The following is a 20714-nucleotide window of genomic DNA, read 5'->3' as shown; positions in this document are numbered from 1 at the left end:
CGTTTAGCGTCCGCTTCTCTATCATCCATGACCCTGCGCTCCACCCCTGACCTGCCCGCCCCCACCGCCGCACGCCGTTCGCTGCTACAGCCGCTTGCCGATACCTCGCTGCACGCGATCGTCGCAGGGTTCGTGGCAATGATGACGGGCTACACCAGTTCCCTCGTGCTAGTGTTTCAAGCAGGGCGTGCGGCGCACTTGTCCGATGCGCAAGTCTCGTCGTGGATTTGGGCGCTGTCCATCGGCATGGCGTTCTCGACCATCTTCCTATCGCTGCGCTTTCGCACGCCGGTGGTCATCGCCTACTCGACGCCGGGCGCGGCGCTTTTGATCGCTGCGTTGCCGCACGTGGCGTACGCCGATGCGATCGGTGCGTTCATCGTCTGCGCGCTGCTGATCACGGCCGTCGGGCTCACGGGCTGGTTCGACGCGCTCATGCAGCGCGTACCGGCCGGCATCGCAAGCGCGCTGCTCGCCGGCATCTTGTTCGAAATCGGCATCGAAATCTTCCATGCGGTGCAGTATCAAACTGCGCTCGTGCTGGCGATGTTCTTCGTCTATCTGGTCGTCAAAAGGCTCGCCCCGCGCTACGCCATCGTAACGACGCTCGTCGTGGGCACCGCGGTAGCGGCCGCGCTCGGGCTCATCGATTTCAGCCGCTTTCACGTTGCCGTCGCACATCCGGTCTTCACGATGCCGCACTTCTCGCTCTCGGCCGCGATCAGCTTGGGGGTGCCGCTGTTCGTCGTCGCGATGGCGTCGCAGAATATGCCGGGCCTCGCGGTCCTGCGCGCGGACGGATACACGACACCCTCCGCACCGCTGATCTCCACCACCGGCATCGCCTCGCTGCTGCTCGCGCCGTTCGGCTCCCACGGCATCACGCTCGCGGCGATAACGGCGGCGATTTGCACCGGCCCCGAAGCTCACGAAGACCGAACCAAGCGCTACACGGCTGCGCTCTGGTGCGGCCTCTTCTATCTCGTCGCCGGGATTTTCGGTGCGACGATCGCCGCTCTATTCGACGCGCTGCCCAAGGCGCTCGTCGTCTCGGTGGCCGCGCTCGCGCTGTTCGGCTCGATCATGAGCGGTCTCACCAACGCCATGAGCAACGTGCGGGAGCGGGAAGCGGCGCTCGTCACGTTCATGGTGACGGCCTCGGGCCTCACGTTGCTCTCGATCGGGTCGGCGTTTTGGGGGCTCGTCGCAGGCGTGATCACGCAGGTCATTCTCGGCGCGCGCCGCACATAGCAATGGCAGGCCACCCGCGCAGGACGGCGGCGCAGCGCCGTTCTCATGGGCGCGATTTCGCGTGAACGCGCCGAGGCCTAAAATAGTCCTATTTGCATCCGGTTGCGCCGTTCAAGCGGTGCGACCCCTTTCTAGACTTCACCTGGGAGGCGCTCGAGCGCCGCATATCTGCCATGACCAATGCTCTGGACCAACTGAAGCAATACACGACCGTCGTCGCGGATACCGGCGACTTCCAACAACTTGCCCAGTACAAGCCGCGCGACGCAACGACGAACCCGTCGCTGATCCTCAAAGCCGTCCAAAAGGACACCTATAAGCCGTTGCTCGAAAAAACCGTGCGCGAACACGGCAGCAAGCCCGCCGCAGCGATCATCGATCAGTTGCTGATCGCCTTCGGCTGCGAAATTCTCAAGATCATTCCGGGCCGGGTATCGACCGAGGTCGATGCGCGTCTCTCGTTCGACCCCAAGCGCTCGATCGAGAAAGGCCACGAGATCATCAAGCTCTACGAAGCCGCCGGCATCGACCGCGAGCGCGTGCTGATCAAGCTCGCCTCGACCTGGGAAGGCGTGCGCGCGGCCGAAGTGCTGCAAAAGGAAGGCGTGAACTGCAACATGACGCTGCTCTTCTCGCCCGTGCAGGCGGCGGCATGCGCCGAAGCCGGCGCGAAGCTGATCTCGCCCTTCGTCGGCCGCATCTACGATTGGTACAAGAAGCAGGCCGGCAGCGCGTGGGACGAAGCGACCATGGGCGGCGCCAACGACCCGGGCGTGCAGTCGGTGCGCCGTATCTACGCGTACTACAAGCATTTCGACTATCACACCGAAGTGATGGGCGCGAGTTTTCGCACGACGAGCCAGATCGTCGAATTGGCCGGCTGCGATTTGCTCACCATCAGCCCCGAGTTGCTTCAAAAACTGCATGACAGCGACGAGAAGGTCGAGCGCAAGCTCTCGCACACCCCCGCCAAGGGCGAGACGATCGAGCGCATCGCCATCGACGAACCGTCGTTCCGGTTCCAGCTGAACGACGATGCGATGGCGACCGAGAAACTTGCAGAAGGCATTCGCGCGTTCGCGGCCGATGCCATCAAGCTCGAAAAGTTGATCGACGGCCTGCGTTGAGCGCTTGCGCGGCGGCTAACGCGCGCGCCGCCAATGCCGTACCGCATGCGCGGTGCGGCTCACCTCGCCGCGTCGCGGCCGTTGGGGGCCGCGGTAGATCGGCATCCATCGAAGTTGACGATCAAGGAGGCAATGATGGTGGTCCAACCTTATCTGTACTTCTACGGCCGCTGCGACGAAGCGCTGGCGTTCTACGAACAAGCGCTGGGTGCCCAGGTCACGTTCAAGATGCGCAACAAGGAGGCGCCGCCGGAATATGCTGCGCAGGGCGACGCGGGCGAGCGCATCATGCACGCGTCGTTCAAAGTGGGGCAGAACACGCTGATGGCGACCGATGGCATGCCCGGCGACACCGCCACGCCTACGTACGCCGGTTTCAGCATCTCGCTCTCGCTCGACAACGTATCGAAGGGCGAGAAAATATTCAATGCGCTCGCGCAAGGCGGCGAGGTTCGCCTTCCGTGGCAGTCGACGTTCTGGGCCAAGGGGTTCGGCATGGTTACGGATAAATTCGGCGTGCCGTGGATGGTCAACGTCGAAAACAAAGAGCCTTGATCGAGACGGGATGGACGCGCCGCGCCGGCAAGGTTCGCTGCGATCTATCGGAGCCGGCGTATTTGCGCGCGCGCCGCGGCGTCCCCTTCGATATGCCATTGCCTCTCGGTATCGGCAAGTAGTGCGCGCAGGGCATCGACCTGTTCGGCGAACCATTGCGCAACCCAGCGCGGCCCGGGCAAGGCATCGTCCGGCGTGCCTCGCGCCTCGGTTGCATCGCGCGGAGCCAGTGCGCCGTCAGCGGTTGTGTACAGGCGTTCCCCGGCGCGCGACTCGGAACCGAATCGCAACGCGCGCGCCATGCGCAGCAACGAAGCGCGCACCGCGCGCGCGTCGTCGACGAGTTGCCCCGGCGGCAGCGGATGCACAGCCGCGCTCGTCGACATCATTTCCAACGCGCTCAGCATCGAACGATGCAGCCGCTGAATAGCCTCGAGCCGCTTGACCGGAATGTCGACTTCCTTCGCGACGGACGGCATCAACGAGCGCAATTTGACGAGCCTGCCATTCAACGCGGCGAAGGCGGCAACGTGGGCCTCGACGTCCAATGGCAGGCCGCGCGCGATGCGAGCGCGAATGCGTGCGCAGTCTCGCAGATTGCGCGCGAGCAAGTAGCGCCACGAGTAAGTTGCGTACAGCGGCAAGGCGAACGAGAACGCGAGCGCGACGACGATCCCGACCATGACGTTGAGCGTGCGCCACAAGCCGGTGTCGATCGTGCTGTCGCCATGCCCGGCCACGATACAAATCGTGATCGCCGTCAAAAGCGCGATGTAGCCGGCGCTGCTGATGGCGTAATAGCCGCAGACGCCGGCGGCGATCGACATCAGCACGTGTGTGAGCGTCACCGACCCGATCACATGCAACTGCGCGATCAGCAACAACCCCACGAAAGCGCCGAGCATCGTGCCGAGTGCGCGATCGGCGGCCTTCTTGCGGATGTTGCCGTGATGCTGCAAGCCCCCGATGACCACGAGCACGGTCACGGAAGCCCAGATGCCGTTGGGCACGTTGATGCCGGTCGTCACGAGGATCGAGGCCAGCATCGCCAGCCCGACGCGAAAGGCATGCAGCACGCGTGCGTGGCGGTATCGGTAATAAGGCGAAACGACGACGCGAATGAACGGCGTCGCAAGCTGGCGGAAGGGGGTAAGAAAATTGGCCACGGCTCGATTGTCGGCTAAACGCGGTGCTTCGTCGATACGCCGGCAGCAAGGCCTGCTCCCAGCGTGGCGGGCATGGATCGGTCGGTAACCGGCGCGAGGCATGATCCCGCGCGGTTCTCGAACGAACCTTCGGCTCCACGAGCGACAAAAAAGGGCGGCACGCTTACCGTGCCGCCCTCTTCAACTGTCGATGCTGTTTCGCTCGTGCGCGGCTCAGCTCTCGACCGGGTCCAGGTAATCCTCCGCGCTCGTGCGGTCTTCCGCAAGGCTAGCGCCCATCAAACGCAGCGCGAAGCTCACGACGATAGCCACGGCCAAGTTGACGATCAGCGACCAGACGGCGGCATAGCCCGGAATCGCATAACCGCCCAGATGGATTGCGTAAATCGAGCCCTTCAGATGCAGCGAGGCGGCCATCCACGTGCCCACGCCGATACCGACTGCCCAGCCCGCCAGCAGGCCGCGCGCATCGAGCTTGCGCGTATACAAGCCGAGCACGATCGCCGGCAGCGTCTGGATGATCCAGATCCCGCCGAGCAATTGCAGTTGGATCGCGTACGTGAGCGGCAGACCGAGAATGAACGCGACGGCGCCCACCTTGACGATCAGCGACACCAGCTTGGCGACGCTCGTCTCCTGTCCGTGCGACATGTTGCGATTGACGAACTCGCGGTGGATGTTGCGCGTGTACAGGTTGGCCGCGGCGATCGACATGATTGCCGCGGGAACCAACGCGCCGATCGCGATGGCCGCGAATGCAACGCCGACGAACCAGGACGGGAAGTAATGCAGGAACAAAGCCGGGACGGCGAAGTTCGGCCCGAACGCCTTGAAGTACGGCGCGAATTCAGGCATATCCTTCACGCCCGAAGCGAGCGCCATATAGCCGAGCAGCGCCAGGAGGCCAAGCACGAGCGAGTACGCCGGCAGCATCGCCATGTTTCGGCGAATGGAGTTGCCCGAGGACGAGGACAAGATCGCCGTCACCGAGTGCGGGTACAAGAACAGGGCGAGCGCCGACCCGACGGCAAGGGTCGCGTAGGCACTATAGCCGTTCATGCTGGAAACGTCAGGCGCTTTGAGCAGCAGCTTGGCGGGAGGCACCGTGCTGAAGATGTGCCCGAAGCCGCCGAGCTGCGCGGGGATGACGATGATCGCCGCGATGATCGTGATGTAGATCAGCAAGTCCTTGACGACGGCGATCATCGCCGGCGCGCGCAAGCCCGACGTATACGTGTAAGCCGCGAGAATCGCAAAAGCGATGATGAGCGGCAGATCGCCGACGAACCCGGAGGTGTTGAAACCGAGGCCGCCGATCACCACTTCGATACCGACGAGTTGCAGCGCGATGTACGGCATCGTCGCGACGATGCCCGTGACGGCCACGGCGAGCGCCAGCATACGGCTGCCGTAACGGGCGTTGACGAAGTCGGCCGAGGTCACGTAGCCGTGGCGCTTCGCCACCGCCCACAGCTTCGGGAAAACCACGAACGCGAACGGATAGATGAGGATGGTGTAGGGCAGCGCGAAAAAGCCCATCGCACCGGCGCCGAATACCAGAGCCGGCACGGCCACGAACGTATAGGCCGTGTAGAGATCGCCGCCGAGCAAGAACCAGGTGACGACGGTGCCGAAGCGCCGGCCGCCCAGACCCCACTCTTCCAGGTGGGCGAGATCGCCCCGGCGCCAATGCGCGGCCACGAAGCCGAGGATCGTGACGCCGACGAAGAATAGAACGAAAACGAAGGTTGCGGTTGCGTTCATCGGGCGTCTCCGGCCGAGGCGTTCGACGAACGCGACTTGGTCTTGGTCTTGAAGTACACGACGGCCGTGATCACGGCGCTGATAAGCACCCAGAACAGCTGGTACCAGTAGAAGAATGGGAATCCCGCGACTTGCGGTTCGACCTTGTTGTACGACGGCACCCAGATCATGGCGATCCAGGGTATGACCAGCAGCCAGAGCCAGCGTTTGGCGGCTCGATTGGCGTCGGCGTTGTGAGCCATGACGTCTCCTCTTTTACTCTTGTTCACCCCGAAGGAGGCCCCGTGTGCACGGGACACCCTGTCTCGACCGGCCGCGCACCGCGCGCGCAGCGCCAGGGCGGGCCCATCCTTCAGCTTATTAAGCTTGGCAAGAGTATAAGGGCCTTGCACGGGCGGTCAAGCGGGACAGACCCGGGGCCGGAACGGTCCACGCAAGCACCGGCGGGCGCTAGCGAAGCGCGGCAAGCCGCGAATGCGTAGGCCCGCTCAAATCGCGAACGTCTCCGAAGAGGCCGTCGAAGCAACCTGACGCAGCGCCTTGACCCAGCCGCGAGCGGGCAAACCAAGCTTTTCCTCGATCAGCTTGGCGCGACGCTCGAGCGCCGCATAGGGAATCGCCAGCGCAGGTCCGGAAAATGCCAGCACGATGCGATTGCCTTCGTGGACTTCGGGCAGCGCAATGACGCGGCCGTCGAACGCGGCGCTCAATTGCTTCATATTGCGCACGAAGCTCGGATGATCGCCGAACAAGTTGATCGTGGCCATGCCCGCGCCCGTGAGACATGCGCGAACGGCCCGATAGAAGGCGAGACTCTCATGCACGGGACCGCGCGCGGTCGCGTCGTAGAGATCGATCTGCAGCACGCCTATCGTCCCGTGATTGGCCCGGTCGGTGACGAAATCCCATGCATCGGCTTCATGCACCGTCAGACGCGCATCGTCGGGGGGCAACGCGAACATCGTGTGCGCCGCCACGACGACGGCGGGATTGAGTTCGACGGCTTCCACGTGCGCGCGCGGCAGGAAACGGTAGGCGAACTTCGTCAGCGCCGCGGCGCCAAGCCCCAATTGAACGATGCGTTTGGGCGTTTCGAGAAAGAGCAGCCACGCCATCATTTGCTGCGCGTATTCGAGCTCGAGCCGGTCGGGCTTGTTGATGCGCATCGCACCCTGCACCCACTCGGTGCCGAAGTGCAGATAGCGCACGCCGCGCTCTTCGGAAAACGTCACGGGCGCAAAGCGCGGCTTGCGCGGCATTTCGATGCGCGGCGCGGCGCGGCCGCCCGCGTCGTCGAAGGCGTCGGCCCGTGCCGAGCGCGAAGCGCGTTTGGAAGCGGCTGCTTGCTTGCCGGCCTTGCGATCGGCGCGCTCGGCGCGTGCGAATGCGCGCGCTTCGGCCGAGGCGCGCTTGATGAGGTCAGTCATGGAAAAGTGGTGCGCGTGTGGGCGCTCGGTTGAATCGGACGAGAGGATAGCACCGTCGCCCATGCCGCCGAAGAAAACGCCCGATTTGCTTGGCTATCGGGCGGCGAGCCGCGACAAGCGGCGCGCCACGAGCAGCGGCAGCCGCAGGATGAACTCCAATAGCAGCCGCAAGTGCATCCAACTCAGCACGAGGTTGTCACGCCCGTAATGGAAGTGCGAAACGCCGCCCTCCGCGCGCTTGAAGTAGCGCACCGGCGCATCGAGATTGATGGGCTCGACGCCACGCCAGCATAGACGGACAGCGGCCTCGGGATCGAAATCGAAACGCCGCATCCAAGGCTGCTTCGACATCAACGCGCGCAGCGGCGCAATTGGATAAACGCGAAAGCCGTACAGCGAATCGCCCACGCCAGCCCACAGCGTCTCGACATGCGTCCAGAAGTTCGACAACTGCCGCCCCAGCACCCGGATGCGCGGTGCGCTGCGGTCGAACTTCGGGCGGCCGAGCACCATGCACTGCGGCCGCGACATCGACGCGGCCATGAACGCCCCGATCAGCTCGGCAGGGTGCTGGCCATCGGCATCCATCGTCAAGACATGCGTGAAGCCGCACGCCGCCGCTTCGTTCAACCCCGCGAGCACGGCTGCGCCCTTGCCGCGATTGCGCGGCAAAACGATGACGCGCAGCCCCGGATCGTTTTTCGCCATGGCTTCGAGCCGCTCGGTGCTGCCGTCCGTGCTGCCGTCCACGACGACCCAAACGGGGGTCCATTGGGCGCGCGCGCGGCGCACCGTGTCGTCGAGCTTCTCTCCCGGGTTGTAGCTGGGGATGAGCACGAGATGTGTGGTTGAGGCTAAGGGCATCGGCATCGTGGTGCGGGGACGGCTAGCCGCGGCAAGACGGTCCATTCGAGAGTTCCGCGCGGTAGTGGTTCTGCAACTGTAAGACGAAGGCTCGCAGCGCATCGGGGTGCCGCTGCGGCGGTGCGAACCGGCGCCCCAGCCGCACGCGATAGGTGAGCGGCAGCGCGGGTTTGCGCAGTATGGACCAGCCCTTCGCCAAGAACGGCGAATCGGCTTCGACGATCAACGTCTGCACGGGAACGCCCGCGCGCGCGGCGATGAGCCCGACCCCCGACTTCAGCGGATTGACCGGCGTCGATGCCGTTCGCGTGCCCTCCGGGAACAACAGCAACGGATGGCCGCGCCGCAAGTCGGCCACCGCGGTCCTGATCATGGCCTTCGGCGTGTCGTTCGCGATGTAATCCGCAAGGCGCGCGCCCGCGCCCAGAAACACGTTGCCGACGATCTCGCGCTTCATGACGCAGCACACGTTCGGCACGCAGGAAGCAACGAGCATGGCGTCGAGCAGCGTCGGATGATTGGGCGCAAGGATCATCGCCGGTGCGCCACGCAGCGCCGCCAGCTCGCTCAGGTCGAAACGCGCGGCGCCGAGCGCCGTGAGCGCTTGAAAGTACAGCCGCCAGACATGGCGGATCACGGCGCGTCCGAGCACGCGCGCGACAGTGCGCGGCAACAGCACGTGCAACACGGCCGCACAGGGCAGCCACGCCAAGCAGACGATCGCGAGCAAGAGCAACGCGAAATAGAACACGACGTGCTGACGCAGCCCCTCGAAGCCGCGCCGGATCGAGCTCGCCCCGAAGCGCTGCGCCGCGCGTACGCTCACATCGCTCATTGGCGCACCTCCACCTCATGCCCGGCGCTCGCTTCGATTTCGAGCAGCAAGTCGCTGCGGCAGATATCGGCGTGCAGATAGAGCGCGCGCAACGGCGAACCGCAGCGCGCCCGTAGCGCATCGTCGATCGCGCCCAGCATGTCGAGGTCGTACGGATCGCGCACGTAGATCTTGTACGTCAGGTCCGATAGCGTCCACCGCCCGTATCCTTTGCGGGCCGCTTCGCAAAGGATCGCATCGACATTGGCGAGCGTTTCGCGCAGTTGCGCCAGCACGTCGCCGCGATGAACCGTTTCGTGGCCGACGATGCTTGCCGTGCCCGAGACGAAGAGCATCGGTGCGTCGCTCGGCCGGCGCCCATCGCGCCACACAGCGGCGCGCGCGAATGTGGGAGCGCTCGGACCGTATTGGGCCGGATAACGATAGGCGCTGACTTGGCGGGGGTTCTCGATCGCCTCGGACGGCGTGCGCATGGCGAGGAACGAGACGACGAGCGGCGTCGCACTCGGCGCGTCGCCGTCGATGGAAACCGGCGCGCCGAGCGCGCTCGCGGCCGGCACACTATCGACGACGGGCCGCCCGAAAGCCTGAAAAGCACGCTGTCGGCCCGTGTTGAATTGACGATAGCGCTCGCTGCCGAACTGCTCGGCGTTGATACCCGCCACGACGTTCCAGATCCGCAGCGGGTGCCGCATGCCGAGCGCATCGAGCACGCGGAAGATCGATTCGTACGCCGCATAGGTGGCCCGCTCGAGCGGCGTCGCGCCGTTGGCGGACGCGTTGCCGGCCTGCGCTTCTTGCATCGACACGCTGCCGAACACGATACCGGCCGATTCGCTGAATCGATAGCGTAGCGGCCCGTGCGAGCGGGTGATCAAATCCGTTGCATCGCACCGCCAGATTTCGAAGCTGGCGTCATCGAGAGCGGCCGAGCGTTCGGACGTGGGAACGAGCCTCGCCATCGATGCGGTCGCAAGCGGCAATTCGGGCGCAGCATCGGCAAGAAGCGACCAGCGCTCGGCGTTGCCGAAGCATGCAGCGCCAAGCGCGCCCGGATACGCCCGCGCGAACGCTTCGCGCCGGGCGGCAGGGGGCTCATCGCCCAGGAGCGCCGCCAGGCCGCCAGGTCCGAGCCGAATCAGTGTTAGCGCAGCAACCGACATTCGCGCCTCACCCTGCAGCCGTCCTCGGCTCGTCGGCTTGCCGCAGCATGCGGCGGCGCGCCTTCCACGCCCGCAACGAATTGCGCGCGTCGAGTGCGGACGACAAGTAGTAAATGACCTTGAACAAGCGCAGCGACGGCCAGATCGGCGTATCGCCGAAGATGTCGCCCGCCAGCAGCGAGAGCACGGCTTCTCTCACGCGAAAGACGTTGCGCGGCTTCATGAAAAGGCTGCGCATCGCCGGCGAGGTCATACGGTAGATGAACCACGAGAACGTCTTGGGCCCGTGCCGCACGTCACGGTCGAACTTGGCGAGCGCGGCGTGCGCGCGAGCGGGCTCGCGCAGGCAAACGTCCACGGCCTGCGCACCGATGAACCCGCTTTGCATCGCGAGCATCACGCCGGACGAGAACACCGGATCGATGAAAGCGAATGCATCGCCGAGCAAAACGAAGTTGCGCCCATGGGTGATCTCGCCCGTGTACGAATAGTTGCCGGTGGCTTCGACGCTCGTCACGAGTTCGGCGCCCGCAAGCCGCTCGGCGAGCGGCGGACACAGCGCGATGGTCTCGAGGAAGAAGGCCTCTATCGAAGTGCCGCGTTGCCGCTGCTTGAGGTAATGCGGCCAAACGACGGCGCCGACGCTCGTCGCGCCGTCGGTAAGCGGGATGAACCAGAACCAGCCGCGCTCGAACCAATAGATGCTGATGTTGCCTTCGTCCGCCCCGTCATGGCGCTGCGCGCCGCGAAAATGCGCGTACAGCGCGCTGCTGTTGTGCTTCGTGTCGCGCCGTTTGGTGCCGAGCCGATTGGCCAGCAGCGTATCGCGGCCCGAGGCATCGACGACGAACCGGGCGCGGCTGCGGTAGGCGCGGCCGTCGTCGTGCGCCGCGGTCACGATGGCGCCCTCGTCTCCATCGAGGAATTCGACGTCGCGCACCTGACACCCTTCGACGACATCGACGCCGTGCCGCGCCGCATTGCGCAGCAAAATCTCGTCGAGTTCGGAGCGGCGCACCTGATAGGCATGGGGGATCGACTTGTCCCAGGCATCGGCGAAGCGAAACCGCTCGAGCCGATTGCCATGTTGCGGCGAGACGAATTCGGCCGCGCCCTTGTACATTCCGATCGCGCGCACGGCGTCCGCTACGCCGAGCCGTTCGAACAACCGCAAGTTCGCCGGCAACAGCGATTCGCCGATATGAAAGCGGGGGTGGTGCGCCTTCTCGAGCAACTGCACGCGGTGGCCGGCATCGGCCAACAACGTCGCCGCGGTCGAACCGGCCGGTCCGCCGCCGATCACGATGACATCCCAGCTCGGCGCGTGGGCCTGGCTTGGTTCATTCGTCACAGCTCTTCTCCTTGCAGCCGGGCTGCTAGATGACGCGCTTGGACCGTCGCGATTGCGACGCAAACCGGATCGGTGGGCGCAGCTAAGCCTGTCCGCCGTTGACGGACATGACCTGTCCCGTCACGAAGGCAGCCGCGTCCGAAACCAGGTAAGCCACCATCGCGGCGACCTCCTCGGCCCGCCCGCTGCGGCCCGCCGGCACGATCTGCTTGATGCGCTCGGGCGGAAACGCGGCGGCGGTCATCGGCGATTCGATGATGCCCGGGGCCACCGCATTGACGGTGATGCCGCGCGAAGCGAGCTCGAGCGCGAGCGACTTCGTTGCCCCGATCAGCCCTGCTTTGGCCGCGCCGTAGTTCGTCTGCCCGCGATTGCCGGTCAACGCCGTGACCGAGGCGATATTGACGATGCGCCCCCAGCGCGTGCGGATCATCGGCAACAGCAACGGCTGGGTGACGTTGAAAAATCCGTTCAGCGTGACCTCGATGACGCTGCGCCACTGCTGCTGCGACATGCCGGCCATGGGAGCGTCGTCGTGAATGCCCGCGTTGTTGACCAACACTTGCACGGGTCCGTCTTCGACGATCCGTTCGAGCGCGCTGCGCGCTTGCGCTTCGTCCGTCACGTCGAACGAAACGGCATGCGCAGCGCCGCCCGCATCGGCGATATGGGCGACCACCGCTTCGGCAGCCGCCAAATTGCGATGCGCATGCACGTACACTTCATGGCCCGCCGCCGCAAGCGCTTGGCTGATCGCGCCACCAAGCGCGCCGCTGCCGCCGGTCACCAATGCCTTCACCGGGACTTGCGCCATAGGTCATCGAACACGATGTTCGGCAACGTAGCCGGCCAACGCCCCGAGCGTAGCGAAGATCCTTTTGTTGTCCGGATTGTCCGAACGCAGCTCGAACCCGTACTTCTTCGAGATCAGCAGCGCGATTTCGAGAATATCGATGGAATCGAGCCCAAAACCTTCGCCGTAAAGGACCATATCAGGCGATACATCGGCAATCTGAATGTCCTCGAGGTTCAATTCGCGGATCATCAGTTCGGCGAGTTCTCTTTCCAGTTCATTCATCATACTTACCGCAGGCTAACTGCGAAAATTGCGGCCTGAATCGAGCGGATGCTAGCGATGGCAAGAAGACGAACTCGTCGCCCCACCAGGGCTCGCGACTCCAGCTGTGCAAATAGGGTCCGTTCAAGTCCGAGCGATTCTAGACGAACCCCTGCTTGACGTATATACCAGAAAGGTTACTGAATGAAGCGCGCGGGCAAGCCGTCAGGCTAGGCTTGGCAGCGCCCGAAGACGCGCCGCGCTTGGCTAGCGCGCGAGCGCCGTCGCCCCAGACGCGCCGCGCCCGCAAGCCCGACTATATAAAAAGTTACAAAACGCATCCCCTTCGCGCCGCGAACTCCGTATGATCCGTCGAACGCAGCAATGGGGGACAGTGGGCGGTCGTCGTGATGGTTCGAATGGTGTCGAATTCTATTGGTTTTGGTTTCGCCCGCTTTGAGTCGGGTGTCGTAAAGCAGCGTATTGCGCGGGGAGGGGTCGAGTGAATCGTTTCGGCTCGATTGCATGCGAGGCCGCCGGGGCGGCGCTCGTGCTCGCCTACGAGGTCGGGGCGCATCATGCCGTGACCACGCCGGGCTTCGAAGGCCTCGGGCTCGCGCTCGTCCTCGCGCCCGCGGCCATTTTCGCGCTAAGCGTTGCCGCGCGCTCACCGCGGCGCGCGTTGCTCGTGCCGCCCATCGCCGCCGCGTGCGCGATCCTGTGGCTCTCGCGCGCCGCGCTCGTGCGCCACTACGCCTTGGGCTTGTTCTTCGAGCACGTTCTGTTCAACGGCGCCCTGGGCTATCTGTTCGGCCGCACCCTCGCGCCCGGCCGCGAGCCGCTTTGCAGCCAGTTCGCCGCCATGGTGCGGGGCAGGCCGCTCGCGCCGGCGATCGCCGCTTATACGCGACGCATCACGGTTGCTTGGACGCTGTTCTTCGCGGCCGTCGTCGCCGTGTCCACCGTGCTGTTCGTCACGGCTTCGCTCTCGGTATGGTCGACCTTCGCCAACTATCTGACGCTGCCGCTCGCCGCACTCATGTTCGTGGGGGAACATGTTTGCAGGCGCTTCGCCCTGCCCGGGATCGAAAGCTCCGGGATGCTCGCGAGCATCCGCGCCTACCGGCGCTCGGCGCAAGCCCGGCCGGTTCAGCTTCGATAACATTCGATAATCTTCGATAACGGTCGCGCCGGTCCGATTCGCGCGCCGCACTCGCCCGGATTCGATTTCGCCAAGTTGCCGCCAACGTTATGCCGAGTTTTCCGCTGGTCTCTCATGCTTCGCCCGATCGCATCATCGCCTGGCGCGACGGCGCGCCGGTGACGGTGCGCGAGTTTCTCGCGGATGTCGCCGCGCTGGCGGCCGTGCTGCCCGGCGGCGGCCATGTGTTCAACGTCTGCCGGGACCGCTATCGCTTTACGGTCGGCCTGTGCGCCACGCTGGTCGCCGGCAAGGTGAGCCTGTTGCCGTCCACCTATACGCCGCAAACCGTGTGCGAGCTGCAACGCTTCGCGCCCGATGCCTTCTGCCTACACGATGCCGACGACTGCGACATCGCACTGCCCCGCTTTCGCTATGCGCTTCCAGACCCATGCGCGCGCACCGTGTCGAGCGACGAAGCCGCACCACTGATCGACGGTGAGCGCGTGATGGCATACGTGTTCACATCGGGCTCGACCGGCACGCCCGTGCCGCATCGAAAAACATGGGGCTTTCTCGTGAAGAACGTGCGCGCCGCCGCGGCGCGCCTGGGCATAGCCGAGACGGCCGCGAGCACGCTCGTCGGCACGGTGCCGCCGCAACATATGTACGGGTTCGAATCGACGGTCTTGCTCGCGTTGATCGGCGCGACGGCCTTCAGCAACGCCCAACCGTTCTACCCCAGCGATATCCGTCACGCGCTCGAAGCCGTGCCGGCGCCGCGCATTCTCGTCACTTCGCCGATTCACCTGCGGGCGCTGTTGTCTTCCGAGGCTGAACTGCCGTGCGCATCGTTGATCCTGTCCGCGACCGCCCCGCTTTCCGAAAAACTGGCAACGCAGGCCGAAACCCGCTTGCAAGCACCGCTGATGGAAATCTACGGCAGCACCGAAACCGGCCAGATCGCCACGCGCCGCACTGCGCATGGCGCCGCGTGGGAACTGTTCCCCGAAGTCGTGTTGACGACCTGCCCGGCGCAGGACGACGCGGATGAACAGGAGATTTGGGCTGCCGGTGGCCACGTCGAAGCGCCGGTTCGAATGAGCGATGCGCTCGAACGCATCGACGGCCGGCATTTTTTGTTGCATGGACGCAAAGCAGACCTCGTCAACATCGCTGGAAAACGCACGTCCCTCGCCTACTTGAACCATCAACTGACCGCGATCCCGGGCGTTGAAGACGGCGTGTTCTTCATGCCCGGCGATGCCCCCGCAAACGCTGCGGAGCAAGCCTCGGACGAAGATGGAGCCGCCGTCCGACGCCTCGTCGCACTCGTCGTCGCGCCGGCGCTGGCGCCCGCCGACTTGCAACGCCGGCTGCGCGAGCGCATCGATGCGGCCTTCATGCCGCGACCGCTGCTGTTCGTCGACGCATTGCCGCGCAACGCGACCGGCAAGCTACCGCGCGACACGCTCGCCGTGCTCGTTGCCGCCTTACTGGCGCGCCGGGGCAACGCTGGTGCTCGTGCTGGTGCTGGTGCGAATGCGGGTGTTGGCGACGCATCCGAGTCCAAGCTCGAGCCCCAGCCGGCCGATGCGGCGCACGGGCCGATCCTATTCGCGATTGCGGCCGGTCACCCCGCCCTGCCCGGCCACTTTCCCGGCCGCCCGATCGTCCCCGGCATCGTGCTGCTCGACCATGCGATCGAGCACATCGGTTCGGCCTTGGGACGCACGCTCGATATCCGCGCGATCGGATCGGCGAAGTTCACCGCGCCGGTTGCGCCTGGCGAAGCGCTCGCGCTGACGTTTCGCTGCGACGAGGGCGGCGCGATTCGCTTCACGATTCGCGCAGGCGAGCGCATCGCGGCTGCCGGCGTGCTGACGGAGCGGCGGGCGCCATGAGCACACGCAAGCATGCCGGCCACTCGAACTGGGCCGAGCGCCAGGAGCGCGGCAACCTCCCGCTGCTGCGGCTCATGACGACGCTTTCGTTGTGGCTCGGAAGGCCGGTCGGCCGCGTCTTGCTGCGCGCCATCGTGCTCTACTTCCTGCTGTTCGCCCCCGGAACGCGGCGCGTTTCCGCGGCCTATCTCACGCGCGTGCTAGGACGTCCTGCACGCTGGCGCGATGTCTATCGCCATTTGCTCGTGTTCGCGACCACGATTCACGATCGCGTCTATCTGCTCAACGAGCGCTTCGATCTGTTCGATCTGCGCGTCCACGGCGGCGAATCCGTCGACGCCGCGTTGGCGGCCGGGCGCGGCGCATTGCTCGTCGGAGCGCATTTCGGCAGCTTCGAGGTGCTGCGCGCCATCGGCCGCACGCGGCCGGGCTTGCGCGTGGCGGTCATGATGTACGAGGAAAATGCCCGCAATGTCAGCGCCGCCCTAGCCACCGTCAACCCTGCCGTAAAGCACGACGTCATCAGTCTCGGCCGCCCGGAGGCGATGCTCGAGGCGCTCGGGTATTTGGACCAAGGCGCGATGATCGGCATGCTGGCCGATCGCACGCTGCGGCAGGAAGGCGAACACGCGCTAATGCCGCTCGCGTTTCTCGGCGGGCGTGTGGGCTTTCCCGTGGACCCGATGCGCATGGCGGCAATGCTGCGGCGGCCCGTCATCTTCATGACGGGCATCTACCGCGGCGGCAATCGCTACGATCTGCATTTCGAAACGCTCGCCGATTTCTCCGATACACCGCGCGGCGAACGCGCCACGCAGATACGAGCGGCTGTGCAGCGTTATGTCGCGTTGCTCGAGCAGCACTGCCGCAGCGCACCGGAAAATTGGTTCAATTTCTTCGATTTCTGGCGCGAGGGCGCGGAACCGACCGACGAGCCGGCGCCGCAAGCGGGCGCGTCTTCGGCAAGGATCTTCGACGCATGACGGCATCGCTTCTTTCCCTCATCGGCCAATCTCGCTGGCGCCGCGCGCTCACGGCGCACGTGCTGGCGAGCCTATGCACGGCCTTGCCGCTGACGGGCGCTGCGGCGCCCGCGACCGCCACGGTGGGCGACAACACGGCTTGGACGCTCGATCGGCTCATGTCCACGCTCGCGCAAAACAAGTCCGGGCATGCGAAGTTCGTGGAAACGAAGTACCTTTCGATCGCGGAGAAGCCGATCGAATCGTCGGGCGAACTGGCCTTCGTCGCGCCCGATCATCTGGAAAAGGACACCGTGAGCCCCAAGCCCGAACGGCTCGTGGTGGACGGCGACACGCTGACGGTGCAGCGCAACCAGCGCACCTACACGATGTCGCTCGCCCGCTATCCGGAAGTCGCGGCGTTCATCGACAGTATTCGCGCGACACTGGCGGGTAATCGCTATGCGCTCGAGCGGCTCTACCACGTGTCGATCGACGGCCAGGGCGAGAACTGGACGCTGACGCTAACGCCCCTCGATGCGCGCATGCTCAAGGCCGTGCGCACGATCACGCTCGATGGCACGCGCGACGTGCTGCACACGGTCGTGATCGAGCAAGCCGACGGCGACCATTCGGTGATGCAACTGCGCGACGCGGCAAGACAGTGATGAAGCGCGAAACGCACGAGCCGCCGACCGCCTCAGTTCGCGCCCTGCCGGCGCGGCGTGCGGTGCTGCTTTGGCTGACGTTTCTGATCGGCTGCGCGCTCGTCATTTCGCGCGCCCACTTCAGCGCCGACCTCTCGGCCTTTCTGCCGAACGCCCCCACTGCCCGGCAGCGTCTGCTCGTCGATCAATTGCGCGACGGCATCGTCTCGCGCCTGATCCTCGTGGGCATCGAAGGCGGCGATGCGGGCACCCGCGCGGGCATATCGCGCAGCATGGCGACGTCGCTGCGCCAAGATGCGCGCTTCGTTTCCGTGAACAACGGCGAGAGCGTCACCCAAGCGCGCGACGAGCGGTTCGTGTTCGAGCACCGCTACTTGCTCAGTCCCGCCGTGACGCCGCAACGGTTCTCGGCCGACGGGCTGCACCGCGCGCTCGGAGAAAGCCTGGACTTGCTCAGTTCGTCGGCCGGTTTGATGACGAAGGCGCTGCTGCCGCACGATCCCACCGGCGAAGTGGCGGCCATCGTCGACCAGTTCGCCGGCGAGTCGCAGCCGGTCTCGAAAGATGGCGTCTGGGCTTCGCGCGACGGCTCGCGCGCCGTGCTCGTGGCGCAAACGGCCGGCGCCGGTTCCGACACCGATGCCCAGGAAAGCGCGATCGCAGCGGTGCACGCAGCCTTCCGCTCGGCGGCCTCCAGCGTGGCGCGCGCCTCGTCGTGCCGGCTCGTGCTCACCGGGCCCGGGGTGTTTTCGGTGCAGACGCGCGACACGATCAAGCATGACGTGGAACGACTTTCCGCCCTCAGTCTCGCGCTCATCGTTGGCTTGCTCTTGCTCGTCTATCGCTCGCCACGCACGCTCGCGCTGGGGCTCGTGCCCGTCCTGTCGGGCATCGCAGCGGGCCTTGCGGTCGTGAGCCTCGTATTCGGCACGGTCCACGGGCTGACGCTCGGGTTCGGCACTACGCTCATCGGCGAAGCCGTGGATTATTCGATCTATTTGTTCGTGCAATCGGCGCGCCCCGGCGCCGGCCCGGACGCGCGGGCTTCGCTCCAGGCCTGGATCGCCGCCTACTGGCCAACGATCAGGCTCGGCATGCTGACCTCGGTGTGCGGCTTCGCGTCGATGCTGTTTTCGGGCTTCCCCGGCCTCGTGCAACTCGGCGCCTACTCGATCGCGGGACTCGTCGCGGCCGCCGCGGTCACGCGCTATGTCGTTCCCCATCTGCACCGCCGCGCGGTCGCGGTGCGCGATCTTTCCCGGCTAGGCGAAAGGCTCGCGGATGCCACCTGCGTTGCGCCGCGCCTGCGCTGGCCGTTCGCGGCGCTCATGCTCGGCGCGGTGACCGCGCTCGTATTGCACCGCGGTCAACTCTGGAGCCACGAACTTTCCGCGCTAAGTCCCGTGCCTGCCGCCAGTCAGGCGCTCGATGCAACGCTGCGCGCCGACGTGGGCGCCCCGGACGTGCGCTATTTGGTCGTCGTGTCGGGAACGAGCGAACAGACGGTGCTCGAAGGCGCCGAGAAAATCGCCGCTCGGCTGCAGCCGCTCGTCGATGCCGGCTCGCTAGCCGGTTTCGACAGCCCCTCGCGCTTTCTGCCAAGCGAAGCCACGCAGCGCGCGCGGCTCGCGAGCTTGCCGCCCGCGAGCGTGCTCGAAGCGAGAATGCGCTCGGCGGTGACGGACCAAACGGTCGATGTGAGACCGGCCATCTTCGCCCCCTTCATCGCGGACGTCGAGCAAGCGCGCAACGCGCCGCTGCTGCGCCGGGCCGATCTGCGAGGCACGTCGATGGGGCTCGCCGTCGACGCCTTGCTCAACGAACGTTCGGGCCGCTGGCAAGCGATGCTGTCGTTGCGAGCGCCAAACGCGACATCGGCAGCGGCGGCGGCAACCGCGGCGCCAACGACTACGAGGCCGAACGCGCATCCGGCGCCGGCGCAAGGGAGCGCCGTCGACGAGCCGGATCTGGATGCGAGGCGCGTCGAAGCCGCCGTTGCCGGCGCTCACGTGCCCGATGCCCTCTTCGTCGATCTGAAACGAGAGGCCGATACGCTTTACGTCGACTACGTGCGCGAGGATATTCGCTTGTCGCTCGCGGGATTGGCGGCCATCATCGCGCTGCTGTTCGCCGCGTTGCGCGACGCCGGCCGCGTCGCCGGCACGCTCGCGCCGCTGATGGCTGCCGTGCTTGCCGTCGCCGCCGGCTTCGCGCTCGCGCACGAACCCCTGACGATCCTTCATTTGATCGGCTTGCTGCTCATCGTCGCGATCGGCTCGAACTACGCGCTCTTTTTCAACCGGCGCAACGCGGTGTCGCCATCGGGCTCGCAAGCGCCCTCGCCCGGTATCGCTCCGCAAACGCTCGTGTCGCTCTTGGTCGCCAATCTCGCAACCGTCGCCGGCTTCGGGTTGCTTGCCTTCTCCCGTGTGCCCATGCTCGAATCGTTCGGGCTGACGGTCGGGCCGGGCGCCATGCTCGCGCTGCTGTTCTCGGCAATCCTGGCGCCGCGCGCGCGGCAAGCCACCGGCTGCGCCTCGTGTACGGCCTCCCAACGCAAAGGAAAAACCGCATGAACCGGACGCCGCGCCCGCCCGCCTCGCCGCTTGCCGGCGCCCCCCGCCCCTGGCGTCCGACGCCGGTGGTTTCGGGCACGGTCGCGTTGCACGCCGCTGCCGCCGGGTTGGCCGTCGCGCAGCCGTCGGCGTGGCCCTATGCCGTCGGCGCAATCGCCGCTTCCCATGCCGTCTTGACCGCCGCCGGGCTCTGGCCGCGCAGCTCGCTGCTCGGTCCGAACTGGACGCAACTGCCCGCGCAAGCGGGCGCTCGGATCGCAATCACGATCGACGACGGCCCCGATGAGGAGGTGACGCCCCGCGTGTTGGACTTGCTCGACCGCTATGCGGCCCGAGCCACGTTCTTTTGCATCGGCGAAAGGGCACGACGTCATCCGCGCATCGTCGAAGCAATCGCAGCGCGCGGCCATGCCGTGGAAAACCACAGTCAGCATCATCGCCATTATTTTTCGCTGCAAGGCCCGCGCGCATTGCGGCGCGAGATCGAGGCCGCGCAGCGCACGCTGCACGATGCGAGCGGCGCCGCGCCGTTGTTCTTTCGCGCGCCGGCCGGCCTGCGCAATCCGTTTCTCGAGCCGGTTTTATGCGCGCTAGGCCTGCAGCTCGCCAGTTGGACCCGGCGCGGCTTCGACACGCGCACGCCCGACGCTGAGCTCGTCGCAAAGCGGTTGTTGCACGGGCTCGCGGCACGCGACATCCTGTTGTTGCACGACGGTCATGTCGCACGCGACGAACGTGGCCGCCCCGTCGTCATCGATGCGCTCGAGCGCGTCTTGCGCGCCGCGCGCGATGCCGCGCTGCAGTGCATCACGTTGCGCGCGGCGCTTGGAAGCGAGGCGGGTACACCGCCGCCGGCCGCCGCAACGCGCGCCGAGTCCGCATCGTTCGAAGTCAATGGATAGG

Annotated in this window: 19 protein-coding genes; 9 read left to right on the top strand and 10 right to left on the bottom strand. The window is 65.8% G+C overall.

Annotated elements, in window-relative coordinates; translation table 11 throughout:
- Window positions 1-27 precede the first annotated feature (27 nt).
- The 3 genes from QQS38_RS23510 (at window position 28) to yjdN (ending at window position 2933) form a co-directional block, all read left to right on the top strand.
- Window positions 28-1251: a benzoate/H(+) symporter BenE family transporter gene (locus QQS38_RS23510; RefSeq protein WP_479647745.1), complete on the top strand. Its 1224-nt coding sequence runs from the start codon at window positions 28-30 to the stop codon at window positions 1249-1251.
- Between the two features lie 173 nt (window positions 1252-1424).
- Complete coding sequence (tal, locus tag QQS38_RS23505) at window positions 1425-2378, top strand: transaldolase (protein ID WP_479647744.1); 954 nt, start codon at window positions 1425-1427, stop codon at window positions 2376-2378.
- A 135-nt stretch (window positions 2379-2513) separates the two neighbouring features.
- Window positions 2514-2933, top strand: coding sequence for a VOC family metalloprotein YjdN (gene yjdN, locus QQS38_RS23500; protein WP_479647757.1), 420 nt, complete (start codon window positions 2514-2516; stop codon window positions 2931-2933).
- A 44-nt stretch (window positions 2934-2977) separates the two neighbouring features.
- Here yjdN and QQS38_RS23495 read toward each other — a convergent pair whose 3' ends face one another.
- The 10 genes from QQS38_RS23495 to QQS38_RS23450 form a co-directional block, all read right to left on the bottom strand.
- Window positions 2978-4099, bottom strand: coding sequence for an FUSC family protein (locus QQS38_RS23495; protein ID WP_479647743.1), 1122 nt, complete (start codon window positions 4097-4099; stop codon window positions 2978-2980).
- A 213-nt stretch (window positions 4100-4312) separates the two neighbouring features.
- The gene (gene mctP, locus QQS38_RS23490; RefSeq protein ID WP_479647742.1) at window positions 4313-5863 is read right to left on the bottom strand and encodes a monocarboxylate uptake permease MctP; all 1551 of its coding nucleotides are present in this window, start codon (window positions 5861-5863) and stop codon (window positions 4313-4315) included.
- Window positions 5860-6105: a DUF3311 domain-containing protein gene (locus QQS38_RS23485; protein ID WP_479647741.1), complete on the bottom strand. Its 246-nt coding sequence runs from the start codon at window positions 6103-6105 to the stop codon at window positions 5860-5862. Before QQS38_RS23485 ends, mctP begins: the two co-directional genes overlap by 4 nt.
- A 246-nt stretch (window positions 6106-6351) precedes the next feature.
- The gene (locus tag QQS38_RS23480; RefSeq protein ID WP_479647740.1) at window positions 6352-7290 is read right to left on the bottom strand and encodes a class I SAM-dependent methyltransferase; all 939 of its coding nucleotides are present in this window, start codon (window positions 7288-7290) and stop codon (window positions 6352-6354) included.
- 93 nt (window positions 7291-7383) lie between these two features.
- Window positions 7384-8160 (bottom strand): glycosyltransferase family 2 protein, encoded by a 777-nt coding sequence (locus QQS38_RS23475; RefSeq protein WP_479647756.1) that lies wholly within the window; start codon window positions 8158-8160, stop codon window positions 7384-7386.
- 16 nt (window positions 8161-8176) lie between these two features.
- On the bottom strand, window positions 8177-8989 hold the full coding sequence (locus tag QQS38_RS23470; RefSeq protein ID WP_479647739.1) for a lysophospholipid acyltransferase family protein: 813 nt from the start codon (window positions 8987-8989) through the stop codon (window positions 8177-8179).
- Window positions 8986-10152, bottom strand: a complete 1167-nt coding sequence (locus QQS38_RS23465) for a chorismate transformation FkbO/Hyg5 family protein (protein ID WP_479647738.1) — start codon at window positions 10150-10152, stop codon at window positions 8986-8988. The genes QQS38_RS23470 and QQS38_RS23465 overlap by 4 nt, the downstream gene beginning before the upstream one ends.
- A gap of 7 nt (window positions 10153-10159) precedes the next feature.
- On the bottom strand, window positions 10160-11503 hold the full coding sequence (locus QQS38_RS23460; protein ID WP_479647737.1) for an NAD(P)/FAD-dependent oxidoreductase: 1344 nt from the start codon (window positions 11501-11503) through the stop codon (window positions 10160-10162).
- An 82-nt stretch (window positions 11504-11585) separates the two neighbouring features.
- Window positions 11586-12302: a 3-oxoacyl-ACP reductase FabG gene (fabG, locus tag QQS38_RS23455; protein ID WP_479647755.1), complete on the bottom strand. Its 717-nt coding sequence runs from the start codon at window positions 12300-12302 to the stop codon at window positions 11586-11588.
- Between the two features lie 18 nt (window positions 12303-12320).
- Complete coding sequence (locus tag QQS38_RS23450; RefSeq protein WP_479647736.1) at window positions 12321-12581, bottom strand: phosphopantetheine-binding protein; 261 nt, start codon at window positions 12579-12581, stop codon at window positions 12321-12323.
- Between the two features lie 481 nt (window positions 12582-13062).
- Between QQS38_RS23450 and QQS38_RS23445 the strand changes: the two genes are divergently transcribed.
- The 6 genes from QQS38_RS23445 to QQS38_RS23420 all read left to right on the top strand — a co-directional run bounded on the left by QQS38_RS23445 (window position 13063) and on the right by QQS38_RS23420 (window position 20713).
- Window positions 13063-13722, top strand: a complete 660-nt coding sequence (locus tag QQS38_RS23445; RefSeq protein WP_479647735.1) for a COG4648 family protein — start codon at window positions 13063-13065, stop codon at window positions 13720-13722.
- Window positions 13723-13811: 89 nt separating this feature from the next.
- Window positions 13812-15605 (top strand): AMP-binding protein, encoded by a 1794-nt coding sequence (locus QQS38_RS23440; RefSeq protein ID WP_479647734.1) that lies wholly within the window; start codon window positions 13812-13814, stop codon window positions 15603-15605.
- Complete coding sequence (locus tag QQS38_RS23435) at window positions 15602-16588, top strand: LpxL/LpxP family acyltransferase (RefSeq protein ID WP_479647733.1); 987 nt, start codon at window positions 15602-15604, stop codon at window positions 16586-16588. The genes QQS38_RS23440 and QQS38_RS23435 overlap by 4 nt, the downstream gene beginning before the upstream one ends.
- The gene (locus QQS38_RS23430) at window positions 16585-17235 is read left to right on the top strand and encodes a LolA-related protein (RefSeq protein WP_479647732.1); all 651 of its coding nucleotides are present in this window, start codon (window positions 16585-16587) and stop codon (window positions 17233-17235) included. The genes QQS38_RS23435 and QQS38_RS23430 overlap by 4 nt, the downstream gene beginning before the upstream one ends.
- Window positions 17235-19811, top strand: coding sequence for an MMPL family transporter (locus tag QQS38_RS23425; RefSeq protein ID WP_479647731.1), 2577 nt, complete (start codon window positions 17235-17237; stop codon window positions 19809-19811). The genes QQS38_RS23430 and QQS38_RS23425 overlap by 1 nt, the downstream gene beginning before the upstream one ends.
- Window positions 19808-20713 (top strand): polysaccharide deacetylase family protein, encoded by a 906-nt coding sequence (locus QQS38_RS23420; RefSeq protein WP_479647730.1) that lies wholly within the window; start codon window positions 19808-19810, stop codon window positions 20711-20713. Before QQS38_RS23425 ends, QQS38_RS23420 begins: the two co-directional genes overlap by 4 nt.
- The last annotated feature ends 1 nt before the right edge of the window (window position 20714 follow it).

The sequence above is a fragment of the Trinickia sp. Z7 genome, assembly GCF_056498045.1.
The sequence above is the reverse complement of the archived record's forward strand: the minus strand, read 5'-3'. Positions and strand labels throughout refer to the sequence as shown.